The following is a 24265-nucleotide window of genomic DNA, read 5'->3' as shown; positions in this document are numbered from 1 at the left end:
CTTCGGGCCATCGTGGCCCGAAGGACTGTCCTGCCCGGTATCCTCGTCCTCAAACCGCAGACGTCGGGATGGTGCGGGGGAAGGTCTTTCCCGTTCAGCCGGTCCGGGGCGATTGCCCCCGGTATCCTCCGTCGGCCCCGACCTTTGAAAATTCCGTTTGTCCGGTTTCTTTCCGATGATGTATCCCTCCTTTCCAAACCTCGGGCCATCATGGCCCGAAGTGTGTTATGCCCGGTTCATTTCCTGTTTTTTGTCCTCCGGGCGGGTGGTCATAATGGCGTACAGCTCTGTGTTCTGCGGGAAGCGGTCAACAAACGGGATGGTGGTGTTCCCGAAGAACAGCAGCCCTTCGCCGGAATTGGTATGGGTCACATAGGAAAGCTGGTGGGGGCTGATCCCAAGCTGTTTGGCTAAAATCTGCCGGTCCCCCTGTGCCTGCGAGAGCAGCACAAGGAAGTCCGAGTTTTCAAAGATGTTCTCAATCTCCGGGCTTGCCAGAAAATCCTTTACGTTCTGCGTTAAAGCACTGGGAACGCACCCTTTTTTTCGCAGCATTTTCCAGATCGCCACACAGTAGCTTGCCGTCAGCCGGTCACGGAGCAGCACATGGAACTCGTCGAAGTAGCACCATGTAGCGATACCACGCAGGAAATTCATAGACACCTGCGAGTTTACCAAGTCCTGCATAATGAGCATGGCAATCGTCCGAAGCCCGGCCCCCAGCTTTTTCAAGTCAAGGCATACCAGACGGCGGTTCAGGTCCACATTGGTTTCATGGTTGAACACGTTAAGGGAACCCGACACATAAATTTCAAGGGCCGTTGCCAGCCGCACCGCCTCGCCCTCCGGCTGGGAACAGAGCAGGTCATACAGGGTTTGGAGGGTCGGCATTTTGCTTGTTTCCGGGTCCTGCAAGTGTTCCCGGTACATCTGGCGCACACAGCGGTCAATGACGGTACGCTCCACCGGCTGCAAGCCGTCCTTGCCGCCGACGATCAGCTCCATCAGTGACAGGATAAAGTCGGCTTTCAGCGCCATCGGGTTTTCCTCGTCGAAGCTCAAATCAATGTCCATCGGATTGATGTGGTGGGGGCTGTCCGGGGCGATCTCGATGACCTGACCGCCCAGCCGCTTGATAAGGGGCGAATATTCGCCCATCGGGTCAACCACAATGATCCGGTCACGGGTGGCAAGGAACACGTTCACAAGCTCCCGCTTTGCGGCAAAGGATTTGCCGGAGCCCGGCACGCCGAGGAACAGGCCGTTGGGGTTTTTGAGCTTTTTCCGGTTTGCCATGATGACGTTATGGGAAAGTGCGTTGAGCCCGTAATAGACGGCTTCGCCATCCATGCGGAGCTCCTGCGTCATAAAGGGAACGAAAATGGCCGTGGAGCTGGTCGTCATGCCGCGCTTGATCTCAATGCCGTTATGACCCAGCGGAAGGCTGGAAAGAAAACCGTCCTCCTGCTGGAAGTCCAGCCGCTTCAAGGTGCAGTTGTATTTCTGGACGATACCCGACACCGTGAACAGGTCATTGTCCAGCTCCCGGCGGGTCGGGGCCATGTTTACCACAAGGAAGGTCAGCAGGAACATTCTTTCATTCCGGCTCTGTAAATCTTCCAGAAGGGTCTTTGCGTCGTTGCTGTACGTTACAAGGTCGGGCGGAAGTATGTCCATGTCGTACCCTGACCGAGCTGCCTTCTTTTGTTCCTCCACCTTCATCTTGTCAATGTCGGAGACTTTGGCCTTGATAGATTTTACGGCGGCGGCCTGATCGACGGTTTGGATATGGAGAGTGATGGTCATTTCCGCATCCATTTCCAAAAGCTCCGCCAGCAGCTTGTCCGAGAGCTCTGAGGCCAAAATCTGCAAGTAGGAGGCAGCGCCCCAAGTCGTCCCCACCCGGAACAGACGGCTGAAACGAAAATCGAAACTGTCCGGGGCGATAAAGTCTTTGGTGGAAAGCCCGGTTTTGGGGATCATATCCCATGAAAACCGGAAGGGGGAGCCGCTGCCGGGGTGGAGTTGCCCGTGAAGAAGCTCCAGCCGTTCCAGCCCCGAAAGGGAACGGCACTTGACGCCCAGCTTTTTGAAGTTCCCGCAAATGTCCGCCTCTACACGTTCCAGCCTTGCCCTGGCGGTGGAAAGGTCGTCCACATTCACGCCGAAGGTCAGGAGCTTTGTGCGGACAATGCCGTTGTTGCTTTTGGCGATCTGGTTTTCCAGCATTTCCACATACTCACACCGGACGCTGTTGTAATCATCGTCCTGCATGGGGATGTTCACGCTGTACCGGCTGCCCGGGCGGCTCCGGTGGTTGAGGAAGGAAAGCTGGAACGGAAGGCTGCTGTCAAAGTAGTTGAGGCAGGCGCTCCACCCGTCAAAGATGGCTGCCTGATCTTCGGACTGTGCGAGCTGGTAGTTGATGTCCTCGTATTCAATGGTTTTGGTGTAATAGCGGTCCGCTACCCGGCACACCCCGTCCCGGTACATTTCCCGGTAAGGGAGGGTCTGCTGGGCGGTGGTGGGAATGTTCTTTCCTTTCGTGAACAGGCCGGTAAGGCCCTGCTTTTCAGGCTTTCTGCCTGCGGGCTTTCCGGCCCTTCTGCTGTTTCGCAATCGGCTGCGCCTCCTTTCTGGCGCTAAGCAGCGCATAGAAGTTTTCGGTTTTGTAAGGCCGCACACGGGGATAGAGGAACCGGGTGCGGATGATGTTTTTCAGCACCTTTTCCAGCGGCAGACCGTCTCGTTCATACATAGCCAGAAAGAAGAACGGGAGCATGAGGCCGATCATCAGGAACATGGCGGCACTGTTCCCGATACTGCCACGGGAAAACAGGTAAGCCGGGAGGCCCACCGCCGCCGCGCTGGAAAAACAAACAAGCTGGCGCTTCGTTAGGTTGAAGGCCAGCTTTGTCTTGATTTTGGAAAGGTCTTTGGGTACTGGCACATAGGCCATTTCGTTACACCTCCTTTGCCGCTTCGGGCCAGCATGGCCCGAAGCTACCTTACGGCCTCTTTGGCCGGGGCTGTGCTGCGGGCGGCTTCGGCGGCCTCCCGTCCGCTCTGCCTTGCCCGCCAGTATTCGGGATTGTATTGCCGGATGGACTGATTGAGGTTTTCTTCAAACCGCTCTTTGTCCTTGATACGGTCGGGGATCTTCCAGAGCTTTTTGTCCAGCAGCTCCCGGAGCACTACGCTTTCCTGTGCGTCCTCCTCATAGCAGATATAGCCCTTGTCCTTGAAGCCGCATTTTTTGGCCGCCGGGGAGAGAACGGCGGCTACCTCGTTTGCCACCATCGTTCCGCCGTGGCTGGCGGTAGATACCAAAAACACCCCCGGACAGAGGGTTTCACAGCTCTGCACCTCGCCCCACGGGGAGCTTTTCGGCGCATGGAACATTCCGCCCGTCCGGCTCCGATCCGCCTGCATGAGCGCTGCCTTTTCCAAGATGGCTTTCAGTTCCGGGGAAAAATAGGCATATTCCCGAAGGACACGGGCGGCCTCCCCGCCGCAGGCGTTCATCAACAGGGTATAGGCGTCGCTGTCCGCTTTGGTACAGCGGCCCAGCAGTCTTCCGTCGTAATAGCAGGCCGCGTCATAGCCCATCCGTTTGCGTGGCATGGTTCCCGCCTCCTTTCTGCTTCGTGCCAGCATGGCCCGAGGTCAACGCTCTGCACTGCGGCTGGGCTTTTCCTTCGGAGGCCGCTCTACCTTTGCCTGTTCGGCAGCCGCTTTTCCGGCTTTGAGCTGGTCGCTGATGGACGCACGCCCCACAGAGCCGCGCTCCGCCATCTGTTCCAGCTTTGCCTCATAGGCTTGCAGAACAGCAGTATTGAGCTGTTCCCGGAACTCCTTTGTGACAGGGTAGGCCATATCCCGATAGCCGCCTTTGCCGTCCGGCTGGCTGGGCATCCCAAGAAAGAGGCCCTTGCTGCCCTGTACGATTTTCAGATTTTCCACTACAAAGCAGTCATTGAATTTCACGCTGGCAAAGCCCATGAGGTTTTTCACAGGTTCGATGACCCGCACGCTTACATCCAGTTTCATAGGGGCGGCTGGTGTCCCGCCCGCAGTTTTTTCCTGCATGGATTTCTCCTTTCCGCTTCGGGTCAGCATGGCCCGAAGTCTCTTAATGGCAGCCGAAGATGGATTTTGCAAGACTGCCTGTTTTGAATAAGGTAAAACACAGCAGCACCGTATATCCCACGCAGCCCCAGATCGCCCCGATGGGGTCGCCGTCGGTGGCGATACTCTGGATCAGCACCGCATAGATGGCGACACAGACTAAGATCAACAGACCTTGAAAGCCCACCGCAAAGAGGGAGCGGAAATAGTTCTGCCCCACGTGTCCGGTTTCCCTGTTGGGGACTGTGGCAAACGGGATAGGTGCTAAACTTGTGAGTAAATAAATTTCAATCATACGGCCATATACGATGACGAAAATCACGATGTTTAAGGCAATCATGGTAAGCTGAATCAGGAAGGACTGGAGCCAGAGTCCGAACAGAGGGCCTAACTCCATCGCCTCAAGCTCTGTCCGCAGACTGTCCAGCACATCCGGCGTGATTTCTGTCCCGTTCTGGATAATGCCCGCTGACTGCTGGATCACATGCTGGCTCACATCAAAGACCGCCAGCACGATATTGAAGGTATTCGTCAGGATCATCACAGCCACAAAGGTTTTGAACACCCACTTAAAAAACATCCATGTGTCAACTTCATGGAGGTTGTTGCGTTCTATGAGCATCTGTATCAGTTCATAGGTCATAACAAAAGTGAGGATGACCCCGGCGATTGGCAGAATGGCAGTTTCGGAGATCTGTCGTATCATGGAAAAGACCCCGGCGTTCCAGTCCGCCGGGGTCGTGCCTACCTGTGTGGCGATTTCGCCAACGCTCTGATTGACGTTATCGAAAAGGCCGTCCAGATTCCCCATGATACCATCGACGAGCAGACCTTTCAGCCATTCAACGATTGCGTCGATGATAAAGTCCATACATCAGCTCCTTTTCTGGAAAAAGGGACAACGGGTGACATTTAGCTGAACAGGCCGGACAGCAGAGGGATAAGCTGAAGGCCGATCAGAACGACACCGCCGCCCGCCATGAGCTGCTTAATGCCCTGGCTTTTTGCTGATGTGTGATAAAGAAGTAGTAGAAGTGTAAAAAATTTTGCCGTTCCTATCCGGCGTTTGCGCATTGCGCCGGATAGGTCGGGCGGTCATTCGGGCAGGTCTACCTTGCCAACGAAAGAGTAATAAATATCAATGTCCTGTCTGCGTGTGCCGTTCTCGTCATAGCTGCACTCATGCACAACGATTTTCTCCACAAACTCACGCAAAAGGGTAGGGGTAAGTTCTTCAAAGCTGGTGTACTTGCGGACAACATTCATAAACTTTTCTGCGTTTACCGTGGCTTCCTGCGCTTTGGAAAGCTCTGCCCGGATAGCGGCGGCTCTCTCTTTCAGTTCTTTCTGCTCGGCTTCATAGTCTGCCGACAGCTCCGTGAAACGCTCGTCTGAAATGCGCCCGGTCACGCTGTCCTCATACAGCCGCTTGAAGATAGCGGATAACTCGCTGATACGCTTCTCGGCGGCTTCCAGCTCCTTTTTCCTTGCGGCGTTCCTGCGCTTGCCCCCGTCCTCGTTCTGCTCGATCAGCAGCTTCATAAACCGGGCTTCGTGCTTCGCTGCATAGCTGGTGACTTTCCGCAGATTGTCGGTCACTCCGGCGGTCAACAGGTCGGTGCGGATAAAGTGCGCCGTACAGTCACGGGTACGCTTCTTGTAGCTCCCGCAGATATAACAATCCTGCTTGCGGGTGGCGTTCTGGTAACGCTGCTGGTAAAGGACGCTGCCGCAGTCGGCACAAAAGAGTATGCCGGAGAATAAGCCCACTTCATCATAGCGGTTCGGGCGTTTGCGCTGCTTGCGTAACTCCTGCACACGCTCCCACATCTGGGTGTCAATGATAGGCTCATGGTGGTTCTCGAAAATCGCCTGTTTCTCAATGGGGTTCTCTACGCTGTGCTTGGTCTTGTAGGACGGCTTCTCCGTCTTGAAGTTTACCAGACAGCCCGTGTACTCCCTGTTTTCAAGGATATGTACCACGGTATTGGTCGCCCACTTGCACTCATAGCCGGGGTGGTAGCGGCGGGTGCTTCCCGTCCGACGGTATTCCAGCGTTCCCGGCGTGGGGATCTCCTGCTCTGTGAGCATACGGGCTATCTTGGTCGGCCCGTTCCCGGCAAGGCACAAGCTGTAAATCTGCCGCACAACAGGGGCGGCTTCCCCGTCAATGATAAAATTTTCGTCCTCGTCCATAAAGTAGCCGTATACGGGTTTGCTCGTGACGGGCTTCCCGCTCATACCCTTAGACCGTTTTACTGCTTTGATTTTCTTGCTCGTATCTCTCACCAGCCATTCGTTAAAAATGTTCCGCAGAGGGGCAAAATCATTGTCGCCCTGTGCGCTGTCCACTCCGTCATTGATAGCGATAAAGCGGACGCCTTTCTGTGGGAAAATCATTTCCGTATACATTCCCACTTGCAGATAGTTTCGCCCTAACCGTGACATATCCTTGACGATAACGGTGCCGACTTTTCCGGCTTCAATGTCCGCAAGCATGGCTTGAAAACCGGGTCTTTGGAAGTTCGCCCCAGAATAACCGTCATCTGTGTACCATTGCAGATTGGAAAAGCCGTTCTGCTTCGCATAGGTTTCAAGAATACGCTTCTGGTTTGAAATAGAATTGCTCTCACCTTGCAGCTCGTCCTCGTGGGATAATCTCGGATAAAGGGCGGTAATAAGGTTTCGGGTGGTCTGTCTTAACATAGTGTCCTCCATTTCCGACAGCCAGCCCCACTATTCCGTATGACTATCATACCACACGCCGGGGCTGGCTGTACAGTCCTTTCTGCTTCTTTACGTCCCGTCAAATTGCCGATTTTTGTGTAGCAGCTTCCGCTTCCAGCACTTTCAGCATTTTATCGGCGGCGGTGGCGGTGGTGTCCTGCTTGAAATAGCCGGAAACGACAAGGACAGAATTACCTATGCGGATTTCCGTCACGCAATCCGGGCGGCGGGTGCTGCGGTCATTCTTTGGGGTGTTGGTCATAGGCGGCTCTCCTTTCTGTTCATCAGCTTTTTCAGTTGTCCCATTTTCTCCTGCGCCGTGGCTTTTCGGAAGTTGCTCCCGGTAAAGCGGACAGGAGAACACATTTCAATCAGACGGTCATAAATGCGGGCGTGGGCGGTGTCCTCCGGGTGCTGCAAGTCCTCCAGCGTGAGATTAGTCGTGACGATCAGCGGCCTGCCGCTGCGGTAACGGCTGTCAATCACGTTGTAGACCTGCTCTAAGCCGTATTCCGTTCCCCGTTCCATTCCAAAATCGTCAAGGATAAGCAGCGGGAAGCTGCAAAGTCGGGAGATATATTCATTCCTGCCCTCAAAGCTGGCGGCAAGGTCACCCAATATCAATGCAAAGTTTGTCATGCACACGGGGATTTCACGCTCCATAAGGGCATTTGCGATACAGCCCGCAAAATAGCTCTTGCCTGTGCCAACGCCGCCCCATAGCAGATAGCCAATGTTGCGCTCTTTCATGGTTTCCCAGTTCTCCACATAGAAATGGGCGTGTTCCATTTGCGGGCACTTGCCGTTGTCGTTCTCAAACGTCCAGCCCTGCATAGCCGGGTCTGTAAAGCCCCGCCGCTTCAACCGCTCGACAGTTTCAAGGTGACTGCGCTGTTTCTCTGCGGCTTCCCGTTCCTCACGCTCTGCCCGCTGGCAGTCACATTCTGCCGGGTGGCGGTCACGCCCCAGCCATGCGGCGGTTTCTTTGGGGAAATAGCCCTCTTTGGGCTTGTGGCACTTCCCGCAGTATAAAAGCCCGTCCTCGCCGGTGTAGTCCTCCGGCTCCGGCGTGGTGTCGGTCATATTCAAAATCATTTCATCAAATCCATTCGTCATAAGCTCTCGCCCTCCTTACAGGTATAATCGGGTATGCCCTTTTTCGGGGCTTTCTTGGCTGCGTCCTCCTGCGCCCACTTGAAAATCGTGGCTGCATGGCTCTTGTATTTCCTCCCGCTGGAAGCGATATGGCAGGATAGGCGGTCAATGTAATACTCCCACTTGCCGGGAAGCTCTGTTTTCAGCCCGTCAAGCTCCGTATCGGAAAGAATGACATTGTGGTATCTGCCATAGGCGGCGGGGGCGGGGTGTCCCGTTTCTAACTCTCTCTCTTTTTCTATTTCTATATCTATCTCTTTCTCTATCTCTATCTCTGGTGGACAAATGTCCGCTCGATATGGTGGACATTTGTCCGCCCCTGTCTGCGGCAGGGCTTTTTGTTCCTGCAAAGCCAGCCGCGCCCTGCGCTTGCGCTCCCCCTCGGTAGAGGACTGGCCGATTAAAAGCTCAATGTTGCTCATGTAGAGTGCGCCGCTTGGCAAAGGCTCCACAAGCCCCAGCTTCATAAAGATTTTCAAAGCTCTCTCTACGGTACCTACCTGCTGGCGGGTAATGGTCGCAATCATCTGGGCGGTGTAGGGGATATTCTCGTCAAGCTGCAATTTCCCGCCGTTTTTCAGCGATTTCAAGTACAGCTTCAAGAGAATGTTGGAATAGATAACGCCGTCCTGCATACTTTCCAGCAGAACGATTGCATCATCGTCAAAATAGCTCTCTTTCAGCTTGAGGTAGTAATATTTGCGGTTATCTGCCATAGGCTGCGTCCTCCTTTTTCCAGCGTTTGGAATAATAGCGAGGGCATAGTATGATAACCGCCCGGAAGCTCTGTTTGCAGTCACGGGTGCAGCCCCGGCATAGGTCGTTGTAAGTGATACGGTTGCGGTGGTTGAGGAAGAAAGACCATTCCAGCCGCCGCTTCTTGCTCATTCTCGGCAATGGTAAGCTCCTTTCTGCCGTTCCTATCGGTGTAGCGGGATAGGGGGCATTTTCTGTATGTTCTCGGTATCATTTTCGGGCTTTTTCTGCCCTGTAAGCCCCGTTTGGAAGTCGGGGAGTATTGCGGTAAGGGTTCATATCATACCTGTATTTTTGTAGGGTTTCGGTATCATTTCGGGGCGGTCTTTAACGCTCCTGTTCACGCTTTTTCTGCTGGCTCGGTGCGCCCCTTAAAATCTGGTCGATATTGCGTCTGACTGTCTGAAGCTCCTGCGCCCGCTGGCGTTTCTCCCGGTAGTCGTTATATCCGGCGTTCTTCTGGACGGTAAGCTGCTCAATCTCCCTTTGCAGGGCTTTGCTGGCTGGCAGCTTGGTTATTCCATGCTCCCGGAAATAACGGGCGGCTGTGTCCGCTATGATAAAATCGCTTTCGTGCTGTTCCCGGTAGGCTCTCCGGGCTTTCTCCGATTTCTGCGCTTTCAGACCGTCACGGGCGGGCTTCGTGCCGATATAGCCCAAAAGGTTGCGCTGCAATTCCTTTTTCTCCCGGATAGCGGCTTCCAGCCCTTTCAGTCCGGCAAGGCTCTCCTGCGTGGCGGTGTTGGCTGCGGAAATGGCAGCGTCCAGCTCGTCCGGGGAAGAAAAGCCATACTGCTGGTAGAGCATGAGGGTAGCCGACATCTGTTTGAGGTTGTGCATGGTCGCCCACTTCTCATAGCCCCGTCCTTTCCCCTCGGCTCGCTTGGCGGCTATGTCTACCATGCGCTGTACAGCGTCATTGTTCGGGGCGTTTTTCGCTTCTTTTTTCGTCCGTAAGCGGTCTTTGATACTGCCGGGGTATTCCGCTATGGCTGCGGGTTTTTCGGCGGCTCTGGCGGCGTTCTGCTCCAAAACGGAGAGGACAGCAGCCCGGTCAAAATCGTCCCCCAGCTTCCGGGCGGTAATTGGCTTCGTCCTGTCCGGCGTGAGGTAACTTAGCCGCCCCCGGCTCTCCTTGACGGTCACACCATGCCGGAGAAGCAGGGCGGCAAACTCATCAAAGCCGGAAGCAGCGGCAAGGGCTTCCCGGATAGTCCGGCGCAGCTTCGCCTTATCCGTTTCAAACTTGGTCTGCCGGGGCGCGATACCGTCCGCAGCAATAGGGGCGTTGGCTCTGTCAAGGGCAGCCTGTCCTTTCTTCTGCGCCCAATACTCACGCTCGGTAATGCGTTCTTTGCTGCCGTTCAAAAGGTCTATCTGGTAAAGCCCCTCGCTGTGGCACATCTCCATGACTTCGGCTTTCAGATAGTTCATAGCTGCGTCCGTACAGCGGTGCTTGCAGCCTGCTTTCCTGTCCGCTGGCCTGTCCATGTGGGGCAGCATGGGAACCTCCGCAATCCGCAGACTGTTAATGACGATATGCACATGGATATTTTCGGTGTGGCTGTGTCCGTCCGGGTGGGTGCAGACAAGGGCCTGGTGTCCGGGGAAATGCTCGGCGCAGAACTTCTCGCCCAGCTCCTGCGCCCGATCAACGGTCAAGCCGTTGTCCGGGCCGTCCCGTGGGTCAAAGCTGATGATGTAGTGGTGGCTCTTTACGTCCTCCCGTTTCTGGTTCTTGCCGTAGCGGAGATTGGAGCGCATACAGGCAACGGCAAAATCCTCCCCGCCACAATTCAGAGAGGATATGCGGTAGTCTACCCTCGGTATGAGCCGCCCGTCTGCGTCAAGGGTGGGCTTCATGGTAAACTCGTCATGCTCGAATGTGAGGTATTTTTCAGCGTCCCCGTAGTTGGCATTTTTAGAGCTGATATGTTTGAGTATCGCCAACGGCTTCACCTACTTTCTGCAAGACTTCAAACTTCAAGGCGGCAAGGTCGGCGGCGGCTCCCCGCACTTCCTTTTCCAGCCCCCGGTAGGGGCTTCCGTATTCGTTCAGGCTCCGGGCAATCTGGTTTAAGTTGCCGCCGATTTTCCCGTACTCTGCCGTGAGCTTGGAGAGGGCGGCAAGCAGCCCGTCATTGACCGGGGAAACGGTGACAATGGGGCGTATGGTCGCTTTCCGTATGGCTTGCCGGATAAACTCGGACTGGCTGATTTCATAAGCCGCCAGCCGCCCGGTGAAGTCGGCGTATTCTTCATCGGTCATGCGGGTCTTTACCACATGACGGCGGTGGGGCGTATTGTATTTCTTTCGCATGGTCTGTGACCTCCTTTCTCGCCCGACAGGGCGCATAGCAGGGTTTGGGGAAGGCACTCCCCAACAAGATTCCCGCAGGGGCAAAAATAAGCGGAGAGCGAATTTTGGCACCTCGGTAGAATCTTGCTCTGAAAAACTCCGGCGTTCCCCGGCTCCCGTCCTTTCCGCTAACAAAACGTTTCAAAAGGGCTTTGCTACCCGCTATTCCGGCTTATCTTGAAAATTTTCCTTTCACTACCTACAACACCACGCAAAGCAAAATGGACGGAGATTTTTAGAATTTCCCCTCTATTCCCTACAACACCACGCAAGCCGGAATAGGCGGACAATGGCAGTATTTTTTTCTTTGATACCCTCTACGGATAAGTAAGGGATTTTGCCAACTGCGGCGGCTATTTTCCCTTTTGTTTTTTCATACTGGGGATTTTCAAAAATGCCAAACAGGAACGAAAAAAAGCAGCAAATCTGTTGAATAGATTTACTGCTTTCTGGTTGCCGGCGAAGCGGCGGTTATTCAGTTGTAGGCGGTAGGGCTATCTCCCAAAGCGGAACTTGAAAATAGCTGTGAGAAGCGTCTGGGTGATGTAGTCCTCTGTATCTTGGTCTACCCGTCCATTCACACGGGCGGCACATTGTATGCGGCGGCGGTAATACTGCAATACAGTTCCCACCGCTTCCGGCTCCCCGCTGGCGGCTTGGACGATTGTTTCATAGGGGAGAAGCCTATTATTTCTCATATGCCATTCCCTCCATTTCCGCTTGGAGCTGCCGTAGGGCTTTTCGGATATGGTAGCCCGCTGTGCTGCGGCTGCGCCCGTACTGTCTGCCAATTTCGTGCTGTGGAATACGCTTGAAAAAGGACAGGTAAATCATTTCCCGCTCCCGTTCGTCCAGCCGTGACAGGGCTTCCGCAAGTAAACCGCTGCTGAAAATGACCGTATCGCCGCAAAGGGTAAGTATGTATTCCTCGTCCGGCTCCGGGGCTTGGAAATATTCATCTGTCGTGCCTAAAGGGTAGTGCTTTTCGTCTGTGAGGTATTCAAGGGATATTTCTCTTTTGTGCTTCCTGCTCCGTGTCCTCGCTGCGTTGATCGTTGCATTTCGGATAACGACTTTGCAAAAGGCATGGAAAGTGTACTCGATATGTTCCCGATATTCTTCTGTACAGGTCATGGAAAATCCCCCTTTCCTCCCAAAAGGGCTGTGGCTGGTTAGTAGTTGCTTTTTATGATAGTAAGGGGCGGCAGCACTTTAGGCTGTCGCTCCTTGACTGCCTAACTGCAAAACCGGGCGGGGCTGTCAACGGCGGGCGAAGCCCGTTCATCTTGACCGTTGACTGGCTCGGCCGGGTTTGCTATTTATCCGGCAAACTTGAATTTATTTTAAGCTATCACGTTTTACCTTTTTAAGCCTTACTATCATTACCATAGGAATTTCTTTATTGTTTTTGAAACATTCTTCATAAAATCCATCAATGACAAATCCAGCTCTGAAACAAAGGTTAAAAATATCTTGTATGGAACGATGATAATAAATCTGCTCCTCCGGCTGCCCTTCGATCGCTATATCATAGTAACTGTGCGGTGTCATATATTTTTCAGTCAATGTGATAAAACAAGGGTGCTGCGTTGCAAAGACAAAAATCCCGTTTTCCTCCAATAGTTCATAAACAGCCATAAAAAGCGGTTCAATATCCGTAATATCCATAATTGCCATATTAGAAACTGCTTTCGTAAAGGCTCGATTTCTTTTTAATCCTAATAAGCTTTCTCTATTGGTCGCATCCGCTACGCAAAACTCAATTTGTTTTGCATATTGTGATCGCCGTCTTTTAGCCAATTCTATCATTTTTTTGCTGTAATCAAAAGCGACGACCGAAGCGCCTCTCTGTGCAAGATACGAAGAATAATTTCCATTGCCGCACGCAATATCCAAAATGTAATCCGAAGGATCAGGAGAGAGAAGTTCCGTTACTTTGGGACGTACTACCTCTCTGTGAAATTCATTGGATTCGTCACCCATTGCATCATCCCAAAATTGTGCGTTTTTCTCCCAGATCTTTTTGCTTTCCTCTGTTCCCATGTTCTCTCCCACTCCCAAAATTTGCCTTTTTGCTTCCATTAAATCTTCCTTACTATATTCCATTGTTACCCTCCATAACTTCTGATTGTTGCCGTCTTGACTATTATGTATCTTTTCTTTCCAAAATGGTATAGGCTTTTATTTTTATAATGCTGCAAAACTTTTCTTCTGTAAGGTATTCAAAGGATATTTCCCTTTGCCGCCGCTATTGGAAAGCCAAAAGCAGCGGCTTTTTTACGCGATATGACCGAAAAGACTAGAAAGCAGGATATGTCATCATTTGTCATTTCTTCTCAATGTAATAACTGCATGGCATATCAAGCCAAATACAAGAGAAAAACAGCCACCGCCAAATAGTGATGCTCCCCACCCTGCACCCGACATTGTCATAAAACCGCCAACAAAGAAAATACCAATGCCAAGAAATATCCCGACACCATAAAAAAGTCCAATTGCCATATCATACTTATTAAATTGTCGTTTCTCTTTTTTTCACATGTTTCCATTTTTGTTATTACCTCCTTCGCAAAATCGTCCATGTGGACTCCAAAAAGAAAACAAATTTTTTTCAACGTATTTAAATCGGGTTCATTAACATCTCTCTCCCAATTCGATAGCGCCTGCCGGGTAACATTCAATTTCCCAGCCAGTTCTTCCTGTGTCATTCCCGATTGTGTTCGCAGATGACGTATTTGCTTTCCTGTTGTAATATCCGTCTGTTTCTGGTTCAAAATGGTTCCTCCTCTCTGATGCTGATTTTATCAATGATATTTCGCAATAGCCAGCAATGAACGTTTGCATTGCGCAAGATGTTACATTATCTTCTGAAACATATGCCGGATCTTGTCTAAACGGCTGTTCGGGCGGCGTGGCTGAAACACAGGCTCGCCGGAAGTTTCCTGATACCCTTTTAATTCTGTAATGCAGACACTTCTTCCATTTGTATAAAAATTCAAATCATTTCTATATTCACCAATACAACGGGCAGGGATTTCCCCCTTAAAAATAACTTCATCTTTTTCAAGTCTGGTTGATTCAATGATTGCGCAATACTTTGGTGCGTCATTATAAGCCCGTGAAAGATATTCCTGCGGTGCAAAAAGGGTAAAGGAAAGGTATGGTTCCAACAGTTGTGTTCCTGCTTTTTTCAATGCCTGCTCCAACACGACAGGCGCAAGAAAACGAAAATCAGCGGGGGTGCTGACCGGGCTGTAATAAACTCCATAATCAAAACAAATTTGGCAGTCTGTCACTCCCCAGCCATATAAGCCCTGCTCCATTCCATAACGCACACCCTCCATGACGGCATTTTGAAAACTTTGGTTTAAATAGCCGAGAGATACCTCGCTTTTATATTGTGTTCCGCTTCCAACAGGAAGCGGTGTTACAGTCAAACCAATAGATGCCCAAAACGGATTCGGCGGCACTTCAATATGAATCGTGTAGCTCGCTTTTTTTTGCGGTCTTTCCAGATAAATAACCGAAGGCTCTTTCATAGCCACGCCCACATGATATTTTTCTTCTAATAGCGAACAAATAACTTCTAACTGTACTTTTCCCAAAAAAGATAATATAATCTCATGTGTAACAGTATCAATGTCAAAATGCAAAAGAGGGTCTGTATCAGCAATCTCTGTGAGGGCATTTAACAGGGCTTCCCTTTGCTCCGGCTTTTGCGGCTCTACCGTTGTCCGAAGTAATGGCATGGGATTATCAATCCGTGTTTTGTGAGGCAGGAGTTTTTCATTTCCCAGAATGTCGTTCAGTTTCAAAGTATCATCAGCTAAAATAACAATTTCTCCCGGACAGGCATGGTCAACCGGGACGATTTCACCATTTGACGGAATACACATTTCTGTAATCTTTATTTTTTCCTTTTTTGACAGCAGCAGGGTATCCCGTAAATGGAGCGTCCCATGATACAGGCGTAAATAAGAAAGCCGTTTTTTCCGCTCTGTATACTCAACCTTAAAAACATATCCACATAATTCAGACTGAATATCGTCTGTTTCTGTAATGAAAGTTTCTGTAATCGCTTCAATCAGTTTTTCTGTTCCTAAATTGTCTTTTGCACTCCCATGATAAACAGGAAACAAAGAGCAGCATCTGGTTCTTTTGCACTTTTCATATTGTAATTCCTGTATATCCAAAGAATCCTCTGCAACATATCGTTCTAATAGTTCATCGCTTCCGGAAATAATCATATCCCATTTGTCCAAATCAGAAATATCGGTCATGGTTATCTTTGGCGACAGGGAAACCTCCTGCATGACAATCATATCACTGGTAAGTTTATCTTTAATGCTTTGGTAAACACGCCGCAGGTCGATCCCATTTTGGTCTATCTTATTTATAAAGATAATTGTCGGAATGTCCATTTTCTGAAGCGCATGGAATAATATACGGGTTTGTGCCTGTACGCCGTCTTTTGCCGAAATGACTAAAACAGCTCCGTCAAGGACAGATAAAGAGCGGTATGCTTCGGTTAAAAAATCCATATGACCGGGAGTGTCCACGATATTGATTTTATAATCATTCCAGCAAAAAGAAGTAACCGCTGTCTGAATGGTAATTCCGCGCTGCCGTTCCAAAATCATAGTGTCTGTTCTTGTAGTTCCTTTATCCACGTTTCCTTGTTCCGCAATCGCTCCACTGGTGTACAGCAGGCTTTCCGTCAATGTTGTTTTTCCTGCGTCTACATGGGCGAGAATTCCAATATTGATTATTTTCATGTGATTGTCCTCCTTTTACAGCCCCAAAAGGGCATAAAAATCCCCAGCAGTAAAATACTTTTACCACTGGGGATTATAATTTGCGGACATACACATATACAGCATACACCTGTTTGTGATTGCTGTTTTTCGGATATGTCAAAATTGATAAGGCAAAAGTATTCTTAAATTGGGTACAAAAAACCAAGCCCCCACAAAAGGGACTATCATAATCCTTTGTTCCCACTATTTGATTATAGTTTTATTTAAGAATACCTTGCCGCATATTTTTTACTCCTTTTTTGGAATGATGCTATTATATCACATTAGTTTTAGGAAAGAAAGTACCTAAAAGAAATTTTTCTTCCCCTTATATGTAACAATCATACCGACTTTCTGGCGTTCAGAATGGTTTCTGCTGTCTGCTGTGGTGTTTGGTTGGAATTGTCCAGCCAAAAGCCGATCCGTGGTGTTGTCTGCATAAATGTATCGTATAAGGTTTCAACCGTAAAGCCGGAATAGCCTGTTTTCTCCCTGTATCGTTCCCTTCCTTTTATTGTTTCCACATCTGGACAAAGAACGACAACCTCAACAGGGTATTTATGCGGCACAAAAAATATGTACATGTAACTAATTCAACACATTTATAATTTGAATAGGGACATTATAGCATTTACTAAATACAAATTCAATGTATACGGAAATAAAGATATAAGGAGTGGGAAGGATTCCGCCGTAGTCGGCATTGTAGGAAAATCCAAAAGTTTAGATTTTCCCACAATGCTTATCTTTTGGTCTTTGGTTCGGAATAGTGTAGTGCTGGCGGTCTATCTCTTGTTTTCGGTTGCTTGCTTCCTTACCGTACATGAGCATTTGCCGCAGGGTTGTCCGACCCGTAACCTTCCAGAAGGTTGATGACGCCCCATACCGCCAGACCAGCGCCAAGAGCCATGACCAGAATTTTAAGAATGTCGATTGCCTGATTGAAAAATTCCATATACGTTCCTCCATTTTGTTTGTTTGATGGTTTTGGGTACAAAAAAAAGCCGCCCACATCGGCGGCGCCTCGGGTCATCATGGCCCGAAGTTACACAAACTCGTCGCTGTCCAGATCATCGAAATTCAACAGGTCAGCTTCTTCGTCCGTGTCGGAGCCATCCACTTCGTACACCGTGTATTCGTCCTCCGGCTTTAGTCTCAATGGCCGGTGGCGGAACAGGCTTTCCAAGCGGAAGGCATTTTTCTTTTTATCAAATTCGGCTGTGTACTTGTAATTCGGGTGCTTTTTCAAGTCATACTTCGGGGACAGGAAGGGCGGGAGCCCCCTAAGCTGCAAGATACATTTATCCCCGGGCATGGTGGTGATCTCGCTGGTGGTCATCAGCTCCCGGCCAAGCCGCTGCATATTCTGGCTGTAACTTTCAGACTGTCCACGGCTTCGGCCCTCGGTCTGCATGGAGATGGTGGCCTTGCCCAGCCAGTTTTCCGAAATATCCTTTAGGGTGGAAGCCTCCCGGCCTCCGAGGAACACGATGCTGTCCATGTTTCCCATGATGGTTTCGGAATGGTCTTTGTACAATGCCTTGCACTGGCTCATAGCCTGATAAAAGAGCGTCAGGCTGATCTCCCGGGAGCGAATGACGGCCACAATCTTTTCCAGCCCCGGCACCTGCCCGGTGTTGGCAGCCTCGTCCCACAGCACCCGCACATGGTAGGGCAGACGCCCGCCATAGGTGTTGTCAGCCCGTTCACACAGAAGGTTGAACATCTGCGAAAAAGCGAGGGCAACCAAAAAGTTGTAGGTGGTGTCCGTGTCGCTGATAAGAAAGAACAGCGCCGATTTTTCGTCCCCCAGCTTATCAAGCTCCAGCTCGTCATAGGACATGATCTCCCGGAGCTGTGGAATGTCAAAGGGAGCCAGCCTTGCACCGCAGGAAATCAATATGCTCTTGGCGGTTTTTCCGCTGGCGAGCTTGTATTTCTTATACTGCCTCACGGCGAAGTGCTGGGGGCTGCGGCGTTCCAGCCCGTCAAACATATAGTCCACCGCGTTTTTGAAGGTTTCGTCATCCTCCCGGACTTCCATGCTGTTTATCATTTCCACCAGCGTATTCATGTTGCGTTCTTCCTCCGGCCCCTCAAACACGATGTAAGCCACAAGGGCGCAGTACAAAAGGGTTTCGGCTTTGGTCCAGAACTCGTCGCCCTCCTTGCCGTCGCCTTTGGTGTTGGCGATCAGGGCGGTAACAAATTTCAAAACATCGCTTTCCGTCTTAATATAGGCCAGCGGATTGTAGTGCATGGATTTTGAAAAGTCGATACTGTTGAACACCCGCACCCTGTATTTCTCCCGTTGCAGAAACCGCCCGCACTGGTCGAGGGTGCCGCCCTTCGGGTCTACCACCACATACGAGGAATGGGCTTGAAGGAGCTGCGGGGTCAGCCAGAACCTTGTCTTGCCCGAACCGGACGAGCCGATGACACAGGCGTTCAGGTTCCGGGCATTGGCGGGTATCTTCGGACGGGTGTTCATGGTCAGGAACTCCGTCCCGGTCAGAATGACATTGTTCTGAAATTTAGGGTCAACAAACGGCTTTATATCCTCCTTTGTTCCAAAGCGGGCGGTGCCGTACTCTGCATCCCGCCGGAATTTTTTCGCCTGCCTGATCTTTGACTGTATCAGCAGATACACCCCAGCCGCACCGGCAAGGCCCACCAGCAGGTCAATACCGCCAAGCCCCGGCCAGTAGGTTTCAAAGGCTTTGGGGAAGGTATCGAGCATCCCCATGAGCTTTGTCCCGAAGTCTGTGCCGGGGGCGATCCGGTAGGCCGTCCCGATTTTGGAGAAGAACCAGAACACAAAGAGGTACGGCAGGTTTGGGAGCACATATTTTCTGATCTTGTCACTCAACGTCCGTCCTTCACCGCCTCTCTGGTCCGCTGCTTTTCCTTTGCCTGTGTCCTGATCTGCTCCGTGAATTTCCGAAGCTGGCCGAGGATGGAAGCCTTGTCCTGCTCTTTGTTCAGCACCTTTGCGCTGTACTTCTGGAAGGCCGCCGTGATAGCGTCCGCCTGATTAGCCTTGAAAAACAGCAGGTAATGACCGGGGCTCACTTTATGGAAAGCGTAGTCCACATGGAACTCCTTCGCAATCCGGTCAAAATCCTTTGGAGCTCCTACATAGGGCATGGCACTTTTGCCGCCATAGTGGTTCATCAGCTTTTTTACGCTCTGGCGTCCCTGCGGGGTCAGCGCCTTCCGGTGGTGCTTTTGCAGCGCCCGCGCTACCTTCCCAAGAGCGGCAGCCAGCACTTTTCCCGTGAGCTTCGTTGTCCTGATCGAAAGGGCAACCGTTTTTTGGTTTACTTCTTCCTGCATAAAACCTCCTTTCCGTCGGGGTTCCCGCTATCCGGGAGGCCCCCGTACAATCTCGGGGAACAGAAAACCTCGGGCCAATGTGGCCCGAGGTTTACCGCTCGGCATCCCTGCCGGACGGAGCTTTCTTTTCCGGCTCCGTCTGGACTTTTTCGCCCTGTTCCCGCATGGTCTGTAAGATAGAGGGCTTCTTTTGAAGCTGGGAGGGCTTTTCGCCGGACAGCGGCTTGATACATTCCAGTCGGTCAGCCGCCCGGATGGCGTTGTCCGTGAGCTGCCTCTGCCATGCGCCTACGCTGGGAGCCCAGCGAAAGCCGCTGCTTTTCAGCTCGGCCCGGGTATCCGCGTCAGGCTTTCCATCAAAGAATACCTGCAAGCGGTTGTCCTCCCGGTTCATCTCCACACGGCCCCCGTCGAACTCCCAGCCGGAAAACTCCCGCTGTGCCTGTTTGGAAAGCTGTTCGATACGGGCCTTTACCCGGCGGATCTCCGCATTGTTGTTGGTAAGCTGGTAGCTTTCAAAGGGCCTCGGGTCGCTTCGCCAGCTTGACGCTATGCTTGCTTTCAGCTTTTCGATCTGGTCCGGCGACAGCAGCGCACAGCCGTCCAGCTTGCCATGCTTGCGGTAATAGGCGTTGACCTCCTTCATAATGAGCTGGGAGCGTTCCAGCCCGTCCAGCTTCTTCTGGAGCTTTTCGATCGCTGCCGGGTCATCGGCGCTGATCCCGCCCATGCCGGTACTGCGTATCTTATCCAGCAGCCCTTGAATATACCGCCATTCTTCCATGTTGCTGTTCCGGGCCCGGTTTTGCTTTTCCTTTTTTCCCACCGGGAAATTGGCAGGTCCGGCGATCATCACAGAGGGAACCCTTGCGTCAATGGCAAAGCCCTGGTTCATGTTTTCGGCCAGCTTGCGGGCGTAGGTGTCCAGCAGATGGTCGATCTTCTCATGGTACATGGGGTCCACCCGGGATTTCTGCTGTTCCGCTATGGCGGTGGCCTTGTCCACCATTGCCCGGTATTCCGCCGTTGCGCTCCCTTCCTTGTAGTCGGAAAAGCTGTTCATTTCTTTTGCCCGGCGGGCGGTCCCTTCATTGATAGGGTAATAGTTGATGGTATGCACCTCCTTCATGCTTCGGGCCATGCTGGCCCGAAGTCTTACCGTTCTTCATGGGAAGGCCCCGCCTTGTCCTTTTTCGGAGCGGGCGGAGCCTCTTGAAATCGTTTGAGTGCGGCGAGAATGGAGTGGACAGGCTCGGCCTTTTCGGGATAGGCAAATATCCGGTGTTCCGGCGGGATGTCCTGCGATCCGTGGTAATACTCCTTGAAGCCCTCCGGGACTGCCGACACATACCCACCGGGAGCGAATACGCCGCCTTCGTTGATACGCACATCCCGCCCGTATGCCTCATAATCGAAGTAGTTCTGAATGTGCTCCGGTATGTCGATAGTCCCAAGCTCGTCGGCGTAAAGACGGCCCAGCCCTTCATCATCAGAAATATCCGGGTAAAAGCGGTAAAGGTCAAGGTTCTGTGTCAGGTTTATCAAATCCTTCACGCTCCTTGTGTGGTTTTCCAAGATAAGAGCGGATTCAAAGGTTTCCAGTCCGCCCTTATCCCGTACTTCCAGCAGGGCGTGGCCCAGCTCGTTCAGCTCGTCGATGTTCTCACATTCGTAGAGATGATCGTAGAGCCCCAGCACATCGCTGTCAAAGCTGGTAAAGAACACTTCGCTGTACCGTTTCCCATCTATCCCGATTTTGGCAAGGGCGGCCTGCAACTCCTGTGTCGTCGTGGGGAAATGTACCGTTGTCCCTACCTCAATCCCCATTAAGGGGTACAGGGCTGTATTGGTTATATAGGCTTCAAACATGGGCTTATTCCTCCTTTCCGGCCCGGTCAGCCAGCACCTCATAGATCCCGGCCATAATGTAATCGGCACAAGGGAGGGCAATCGCATTTCCCAGCGCCTTGTAGCGTTGCAGAGGCCGGATCTCCATGCCGTCCGCCCCGTACTTTGTCCAGCCCTCCGGCAGCCCCATCAGCCGTTCACTTTCTGTTTCCGTCAGAAAACGGATACAGCCGCCCTCCGGGTCGCCCTCATACCAGAAGGCAAAGGGCGTTACATCACTGGCTAAAAGAGTGGGAAAAGGGTCAGTTGGTAATCCGAAGCTGTTTCGGAAGGCCGTTTCTTCCTGCCTTTTTGCCGCTCCCCGCATACGGAAGCACTGAAAGGGGTGGATGACTGGTATCTGCCGCCCTGTTTCAAAAGAAGCTGTTCGATCTCCTTCGGCGGCGGCCCGCCCGCCCTCTCCGCAAGGCGGAGGAAGTGGGAGCATTGGACGGGGCTTAAATAGTATGTCTGCGGCACGTCTGCCTCCAAAATCCGCCACGACGAAAATCCGCTGCCTTCGTGCCAGCCTTCGGGAGCCTGCCCAATACTGGGCGTCCATGAGCCGCCAGCACACATCAGGCGTTCCCCCTCGCACCATTCCGGCGTTTCCCCATCTTCCCGGAGGAGGCATTGGAACTTCGGTGTCCGAGAAGGCGGATAAGACGGCTCTAAAGTCCATCCGGTCATTTGTAGAAAACGCTCCCATGACGTTTTCCCAAACAGCGATAGCTGGATATAGGTTATCAGTAGCATCCCTCATTTCCTGTATGATACGAAACGCCTGATAGAACAGGCTTGATTTTGCCCCGGCAAGGCCGGAGCGGTTGCCGATCAGAGAAAGGTTCTGACAGGGAGAGCCGAAGGTTATCACATGGACCGGCGGGATTTTCCCGCCGTCCACCTTCGTAATATCTCCCAAATGCGCCATATCGGGAAAGTGCCTTTTGGTTATGGAGATGGGCGCTTTTTCAATCTCGCTGGCCCATACCGGACGGATACCGCACCGGGAAGCAGCCAGAGGGAACACGCCGATCCCGTCAAAAAGGCTCCCCAGCTTAATGTCCGGCATGGCCCGGGGTGCCGTGTCCCTTCACGGCAAGCACCCCTTCCAGCGTTGTCGCCGCAATGCCCAGCCGTCCGGCAACCGCAATATCGTTTTTTACATCCTCGTCCACAACGCTACCGCAGACGATCAGGGTATGGGAGCGCCGCAGCATATCCCGGCGCATATCGATCCCGGCCTTATGTTCCTCGGGAACGCTGTCATTCAAAAACAACGGCAGATACAAGAGCGGGCAGATCGGGGAAAAGCCCGCCTCATAAGCAAGACGGCAGTAGTGGGCCGCCAGCTCCATATCAACATCCGGCTCGCCGCTCCATGCGGCGGTCAGGTACGCTAAAGGTCGTTTCATTGGTTGAGCCTCCATTTCTGTTTAGGTTTAGGGAAAAGCAAGAGTTCGCCCAACCCCTCCGCCCCTTCCCCCGGGAAGGGGAACGGCTCTGGAGAATTTATATCCCCGTCGCTTGACCGGGAAAAAGCATAACCGGGAGAAATCCGTCAAGGGTGCCTCCGGCACCGCCTGCGGCGGCGCTGCCCTTGACTGATTTTCCCGGCTATGCTACGGAATAACTGGCGACGGGGAATCATTTATATCTCCAGAGCTTCGGGGCGCGGGGCAGAACCCCGCAATCCTCGGGCCATGCTGACCCGAAGTTTGGGCTTACTTTTCCTGTTCGTTTTTCTTCTCCGGCTTTTCGTGTTCCTTCTGCTGTCCCTTCCAGTCGTCCAGCAACTTGATGATCTGGTCCTTCATTTCCCTCGGCGTAGTTTCCTTGCCGAAATATTTGCTCAGTTCCGCACCTGTCAAAATCACTTTGTCTACCTCCTTTTTGTCCTCCATCATAATGCCGTCGATCACATCCCCGTTGAGCAGCTTCTTTTCGTCCAGCTCACGCATACGCTTTGCCTGCGCCTGCGAAGGAGAGGACTGCTGGCTGTCAATGGCTACGGCGATATAGTTCTGGTTCTTCTTGCCGATATAGGAAAGCTCCACCGCCGTAGTAAAGCCCAGCTTTTTTTCATCCATCAGCTTCATCAGGTCGGGAACCAGTTCATTGAGCCGGATATACCGCTGCACCTGCTTGACCGCCATCTTATTGCGCTCGGCCACAATCTCGTTGGAGCGTTTGCCTGCGTCCTTCGGGTCAATCTGGCCCGAAGTGCGGGAGCCCTGGTGCTTGATAGCCTCAAGCTGCATTTTCAAGGCTTTGGCCCGCTCACTGGGGAGGATTTCTTCACGCTGGTTGAGATTGTCCTCGACCATCTGCGTGATGGCTTCATCGTCCGTCAGGTTTCGGACGATACAGGGCATATCCGCATACCCGGCAAGCTCGCTGGCTTTCTGGCGGCGGTGGCCGGACACGATCTCATAGCCGCCATCCTCACGGGGACGGACAATAGCGGGCTGGGTCACGCCCTTGTCCTTGACGCTGGACACCATAGCCTGCATTTCTTCATCATCCCGGACTTCAAAGGGATGGTTCTTGAAGGCGTGGAGTTCGTTCAGCTTGATATAGACGATCTGCTCCTTGCCCCGGCGTGGAGCATCCTTTGGCTTTTCGGGTCCTTTCGGAGCGGGAGCGGCCTGTATCGTTGGAGCCGTTTTTTTCTCCGGTTCCTTTTTGACCGCCTTTTCCGGTTTCTGTGCGGGAGCTTTGGACTTCGGGGCTGCGTCCTTGTCCTTATCTGCTTTCGGGGGACGGCCCCGGCGCTTCGGCTGTTCCGGCTCTTTGGGTTTTTCCTCTGCTTTTTTCGGAGCCTCCGGCTGCTTTTCCGGTTTCTCCGCTTTTGCCGGGTCAGGCTTTTCCACGCCGGGAGCTGCCGCCCGTTCCTCGACTTTCTTTTCCTTCATAATTTCAGCGAAGTTATAGACAGAAACCTGTGGGTTCTTTACCTCTGGTTCCGTCTTTTTTTCCGGCTCCGGGGAAACAGAAACCTTCCCCGGCTCTTTTGGGGGAGCGGGAGGCGTTTCCTTGCCCGGCCCGCTATCCGTTACCGGCTGTTCCGGCGTTTTTGTGGTTTTATCATCTGCCATAAGCATTTACCTCCTGTTTTTTG

26 protein-coding genes and 1 pseudogene are annotated in these 24265 nt (G+C 52.2%); all 27 read right to left on the bottom strand.

Annotated elements, in window-relative coordinates; genetic code table 11:
• Positions 1 to 225: 225 nt before the first annotated feature.
• Entirely contained in the window at positions 226 to 2655 is a 2430-nt protein-coding gene (locus MWG26_RS08395; RefSeq protein WP_370672134.1) for a VirB4-like conjugal transfer ATPase, CD1110 family, read from the bottom strand.
• Positions 2573 to 2959: a PrgI family protein gene (locus MWG26_RS08390; protein ID WP_003500106.1), complete on the bottom strand. Its 387-nt coding sequence runs from the start codon at positions 2957 to 2959 to the stop codon at positions 2573 to 2575. The genes MWG26_RS08395 and MWG26_RS08390 overlap by 83 nt, the downstream gene beginning before the upstream one ends.
• A gap of 44 nt (positions 2960 to 3003) precedes the next feature.
• Positions 3004 to 3657: a DUF7007 domain-containing protein gene (locus MWG26_RS08385; protein ID WP_117440920.1), complete on the bottom strand. Its 654-nt coding sequence runs from the start codon at positions 3655 to 3657 to the stop codon at positions 3004 to 3006.
• Positions 3658 to 3666: 9 nt separating this feature from the next.
• Positions 3667 to 4089 carry a SpoVG family protein gene (locus MWG26_RS08380; RefSeq protein WP_240285669.1) on the bottom strand — a complete coding sequence of 141 codons (423 nt, stop codon included), beginning with the start codon at positions 4087 to 4089 and terminating at the stop codon, positions 3667 to 3669.
• Between the two features lie 43 nt (positions 4090 to 4132).
• Positions 4133 to 4999, bottom strand: coding sequence for a VirB6/TrbL-like conjugal transfer protein, CD1112 family (locus MWG26_RS08375; RefSeq protein ID WP_117440922.1), 867 nt, complete (start codon positions 4997 to 4999; stop codon positions 4133 to 4135).
• Between the two features lie 41 nt (positions 5000 to 5040).
• On the bottom strand, positions 5041 to 5202 hold the full coding sequence (locus tag MWG26_RS23170; protein WP_173828804.1) for a Maff2 family mobile element protein: 162 nt from the start codon (positions 5200 to 5202) through the stop codon (positions 5041 to 5043).
• 21 nt (positions 5203 to 5223) lie between these two features.
• Positions 5224 to 6834, bottom strand: a complete 1611-nt coding sequence (locus MWG26_RS08365) for a recombinase family protein (protein ID WP_002605633.1) — start codon at positions 6832 to 6834, stop codon at positions 5224 to 5226.
• 100 nt (positions 6835 to 6934) lie between these two features.
• Positions 6935 to 7117: a transposon-encoded TnpW family protein gene (locus MWG26_RS08360; protein WP_002605634.1), complete on the bottom strand. Its 183-nt coding sequence runs from the start codon at positions 7115 to 7117 to the stop codon at positions 6935 to 6937.
• Positions 7114 to 7971, bottom strand: a complete 858-nt coding sequence (locus MWG26_RS08355; RefSeq protein WP_002605635.1) for an ATP-binding protein — start codon at positions 7969 to 7971, stop codon at positions 7114 to 7116. Before MWG26_RS08355 ends, MWG26_RS08360 begins: the two co-directional genes overlap by 4 nt.
• Positions 7968 to 8726, bottom strand: coding sequence for a phage replisome organizer N-terminal domain-containing protein (locus MWG26_RS08350; protein WP_002605636.1), 759 nt, complete (start codon positions 8724 to 8726; stop codon positions 7968 to 7970). Before MWG26_RS08350 ends, MWG26_RS08355 begins: the two co-directional genes overlap by 4 nt.
• Positions 8716 to 8907 (bottom strand): hypothetical protein, encoded by a 192-nt coding sequence (locus MWG26_RS08345; RefSeq protein WP_006058351.1) that lies wholly within the window; start codon positions 8905 to 8907, stop codon positions 8716 to 8718. The genes MWG26_RS08350 and MWG26_RS08345 overlap by 11 nt, the downstream gene beginning before the upstream one ends.
• 186 nt (positions 8908 to 9093) lie before the next feature.
• Positions 9094 to 10716, bottom strand: a complete 1623-nt coding sequence (locus MWG26_RS08340; protein ID WP_002602093.1) for a relaxase/mobilization nuclease domain-containing protein — start codon at positions 10714 to 10716, stop codon at positions 9094 to 9096.
• Positions 10688 to 11086, bottom strand: coding sequence for a plasmid mobilization protein (locus tag MWG26_RS08335; RefSeq protein ID WP_002602094.1), 399 nt, complete (start codon positions 11084 to 11086; stop codon positions 10688 to 10690). Before MWG26_RS08335 ends, MWG26_RS08340 begins: the two co-directional genes overlap by 29 nt.
• A 533-nt stretch (positions 11087 to 11619) precedes the next feature.
• Positions 11620 to 11823: a helix-turn-helix domain-containing protein gene (locus MWG26_RS08330; protein ID WP_002602095.1), complete on the bottom strand. Its 204-nt coding sequence runs from the start codon at positions 11821 to 11823 to the stop codon at positions 11620 to 11622.
• On the bottom strand, positions 11813 to 12259 hold the full coding sequence (locus MWG26_RS08325; RefSeq protein ID WP_002602096.1) for an RNA polymerase sigma factor: 447 nt from the start codon (positions 12257 to 12259) through the stop codon (positions 11813 to 11815). The genes MWG26_RS08330 and MWG26_RS08325 overlap by 11 nt, the downstream gene beginning before the upstream one ends.
• A gap of 204 nt (positions 12260 to 12463) precedes the next feature.
• Entirely contained in the window at positions 12464 to 13231 is a 768-nt protein-coding gene (locus tag MWG26_RS08320) for a class I SAM-dependent methyltransferase (protein ID WP_002602097.1), read from the bottom strand.
• Between the two features lie 213 nt (positions 13232 to 13444).
• Positions 13445 to 13899: pseudogene (locus tag MWG26_RS08315) on the bottom strand (helix-turn-helix domain-containing protein).
• Positions 13900 to 13980: 81 nt separating this feature from the next.
• A complete protein-coding gene (tet(32), locus tag MWG26_RS08310) occupies positions 13981 to 15900 on the bottom strand; it encodes a tetracycline resistance ribosomal protection protein Tet(32) (protein ID WP_002602099.1) in 1920 nt (639 codons plus the stop codon).
• Between the two features lie 362 nt (positions 15901 to 16262).
• On the bottom strand, positions 16263 to 16445 hold the full coding sequence (locus tag MWG26_RS08305) for a phosphotransferase (protein WP_227077043.1): 183 nt from the start codon (positions 16443 to 16445) through the stop codon (positions 16263 to 16265).
• Positions 16446 to 16735: 290 nt separating this feature from the next.
• A complete protein-coding gene (locus tag MWG26_RS08300; protein WP_015567069.1) occupies positions 16736 to 16876 on the bottom strand; it encodes a Maff2 family mobile element protein in 141 nt (46 codons plus the stop codon).
• Between the two features lie 90 nt (positions 16877 to 16966).
• Positions 16967 to 18790 (bottom strand): VirD4-like conjugal transfer protein, CD1115 family, encoded by a 1824-nt coding sequence (locus MWG26_RS08295; RefSeq protein WP_021425361.1) that lies wholly within the window; start codon positions 18788 to 18790, stop codon positions 16967 to 16969.
• Positions 18787 to 19257 carry a PcfB family protein gene (locus MWG26_RS08290; protein WP_015567070.1) on the bottom strand — a complete coding sequence of 157 codons (471 nt, stop codon included), beginning with the start codon at positions 19255 to 19257 and terminating at the stop codon, positions 18787 to 18789. The genes MWG26_RS08295 and MWG26_RS08290 overlap by 4 nt, the downstream gene beginning before the upstream one ends.
• Positions 19258 to 19348: 91 nt before the next feature.
• Positions 19349 to 20398, bottom strand: a complete 1050-nt coding sequence (locus MWG26_RS08285; protein WP_117440936.1) for a hypothetical protein — start codon at positions 20396 to 20398, stop codon at positions 19349 to 19351.
• Positions 20399 to 20412: 14 nt separating this feature from the next.
• The gene (locus MWG26_RS08280) at positions 20413 to 21168 is read right to left on the bottom strand and encodes an antirestriction protein ArdA (RefSeq protein ID WP_244062713.1); all 756 of its coding nucleotides are present in this window, start codon (positions 21166 to 21168) and stop codon (positions 20413 to 20415) included.
• Entirely contained in the window at positions 21131 to 22216 is a 1086-nt protein-coding gene (locus MWG26_RS08275; RefSeq protein WP_117440938.1) for a DNA cytosine methyltransferase, read from the bottom strand. Before MWG26_RS08275 ends, MWG26_RS08280 begins: the two co-directional genes overlap by 38 nt.
• Positions 22203 to 22559 carry a DUF7768 domain-containing protein gene (locus MWG26_RS08270; RefSeq protein WP_009901612.1) on the bottom strand — a complete coding sequence of 119 codons (357 nt, stop codon included), beginning with the start codon at positions 22557 to 22559 and terminating at the stop codon, positions 22203 to 22205. Before MWG26_RS08270 ends, MWG26_RS08275 begins: the two co-directional genes overlap by 14 nt.
• Before the next feature lie 309 nt (positions 22560 to 22868).
• On the bottom strand, positions 22869 to 24242 hold the full coding sequence (locus MWG26_RS08265) for a ParB/RepB/Spo0J family partition protein (protein ID WP_330639533.1): 1374 nt from the start codon (positions 24240 to 24242) through the stop codon (positions 22869 to 22871).
• Positions 24243 to 24265: the final 23 nt, after the last annotated feature.

It is taken from the genome of Faecalicatena contorta (assembly GCF_022835095.1).
In the GTDB taxonomy this organism is placed as follows: Bacteria; Bacillota; Clostridia; order Lachnospirales; family Lachnospiraceae; genus Faecalicatena; species Faecalicatena contorta.
The sequence above is the reverse complement of the archived record's forward strand: the minus strand, read 5'-3'. Positions and strand labels throughout refer to the sequence as shown.

Excerpts from the sequence above, each read along its gene's own strand:
- MWG26_RS08375 (WP_117440922.1), bottom strand. The coding sequence starts at position 4,999 with ATGGACTTTATCATCGACGCAATCGTTGAATGGCTGAAAGGTCTGCTC.
- MWG26_RS08275 (WP_117440938.1), bottom strand. The coding sequence starts at position 22,216 with ATGCCGGACATTAAGCTGGGGAGCCTTTTTGACGGGATCGGCGTGTTC.
- MWG26_RS08380 (WP_240285669.1), bottom strand. The coding sequence starts at position 4,089 with ATGCAGGAAAAAACTGCGGGCGGGACACCAGCCGCCCCTATGAAACTG.
- MWG26_RS08395 (WP_370672134.1), bottom strand. The coding sequence starts at position 2,655 with ATGCGCTGCTTAGCGCCAGAAAGGAGGCGCAGCCGATTGCGAAACAGC.
- MWG26_RS08390 (WP_003500106.1), bottom strand. The coding sequence starts at position 2,959 with ATGGCCTATGTGCCAGTACCCAAAGACCTTTCCAAAATCAAGACAAAG.
- MWG26_RS08285 (WP_117440936.1), bottom strand. The coding sequence starts at position 20,398 with ATGGCCCGAAGCATGAAGGAGGTGCATACCATCAACTATTACCCTATC.
- MWG26_RS08330 (WP_002602095.1), bottom strand. The coding sequence starts at position 11,823 with ATGAGAAATAATAGGCTTCTCCCCTATGAAACAATCGTCCAAGCCGCC.
- MWG26_RS08290 (WP_015567070.1), bottom strand. The coding sequence starts at position 19,257 with ATGCAGGAAGAAGTAAACCAAAAAACGGTTGCCCTTTCGATCAGGACA.
- MWG26_RS08355 (WP_002605635.1), bottom strand. The coding sequence starts at position 7,971 with ATGACGAATGGATTTGATGAAATGATTTTGAATATGACCGACACCACG.
- MWG26_RS08320 (WP_002602097.1), bottom strand. The coding sequence starts at position 13,231 with ATGGAATATAGTAAGGAAGATTTAATGGAAGCAAAAAGGCAAATTTTG.
- MWG26_RS08325 (WP_002602096.1), bottom strand. The coding sequence starts at position 12,259 with ATGACCTGTACAGAAGAATATCGGGAACATATCGAGTACACTTTCCAT.
- MWG26_RS23170 (WP_173828804.1), bottom strand. The coding sequence starts at position 5,202 with ATGCGCAAACGCCGGATAGGAACGGCAAAATTTTTTACACTTCTACTA.
- MWG26_RS08270 (WP_009901612.1), bottom strand. The coding sequence starts at position 22,559 with ATGAAACGACCTTTAGCGTACCTGACCGCCGCATGGAGCGGCGAGCCG.
- MWG26_RS08265 (WP_330639533.1), bottom strand. The coding sequence starts at position 24,242 with ATGGCAGATGATAAAACCACAAAAACGCCGGAACAGCCGGTAACGGAT.
- MWG26_RS08360 (WP_002605634.1), bottom strand. The coding sequence starts at position 7,117 with ATGACCAACACCCCAAAGAATGACCGCAGCACCCGCCGCCCGGATTGC.
- MWG26_RS08385 (WP_117440920.1), bottom strand. The coding sequence starts at position 3,657 with ATGCTGGCACGAAGCAGAAAGGAGGCGGGAACCATGCCACGCAAACGG.
- MWG26_RS08350 (WP_002605636.1), bottom strand. The coding sequence starts at position 8,726 with ATGGCAGATAACCGCAAATATTACTACCTCAAGCTGAAAGAGAGCTAT.
- MWG26_RS08280 (WP_244062713.1), bottom strand. The coding sequence starts at position 21,168 with ATGAGGTGCTGGCTGACCGGGCCGGAAAGGAGGAATAAGCCCATGTTT.
- MWG26_RS08335 (WP_002602094.1), bottom strand. The coding sequence starts at position 11,086 with ATGCGAAAGAAATACAATACGCCCCACCGCCGTCATGTGGTAAAGACC.
- MWG26_RS08365 (WP_002605633.1), bottom strand. The coding sequence starts at position 6,834 with ATGTTAAGACAGACCACCCGAAACCTTATTACCGCCCTTTATCCGAGA.
- MWG26_RS08300 (WP_015567069.1), bottom strand. The coding sequence starts at position 16,876 with ATGGAATTTTTCAATCAGGCAATCGACATTCTTAAAATTCTGGTCATG.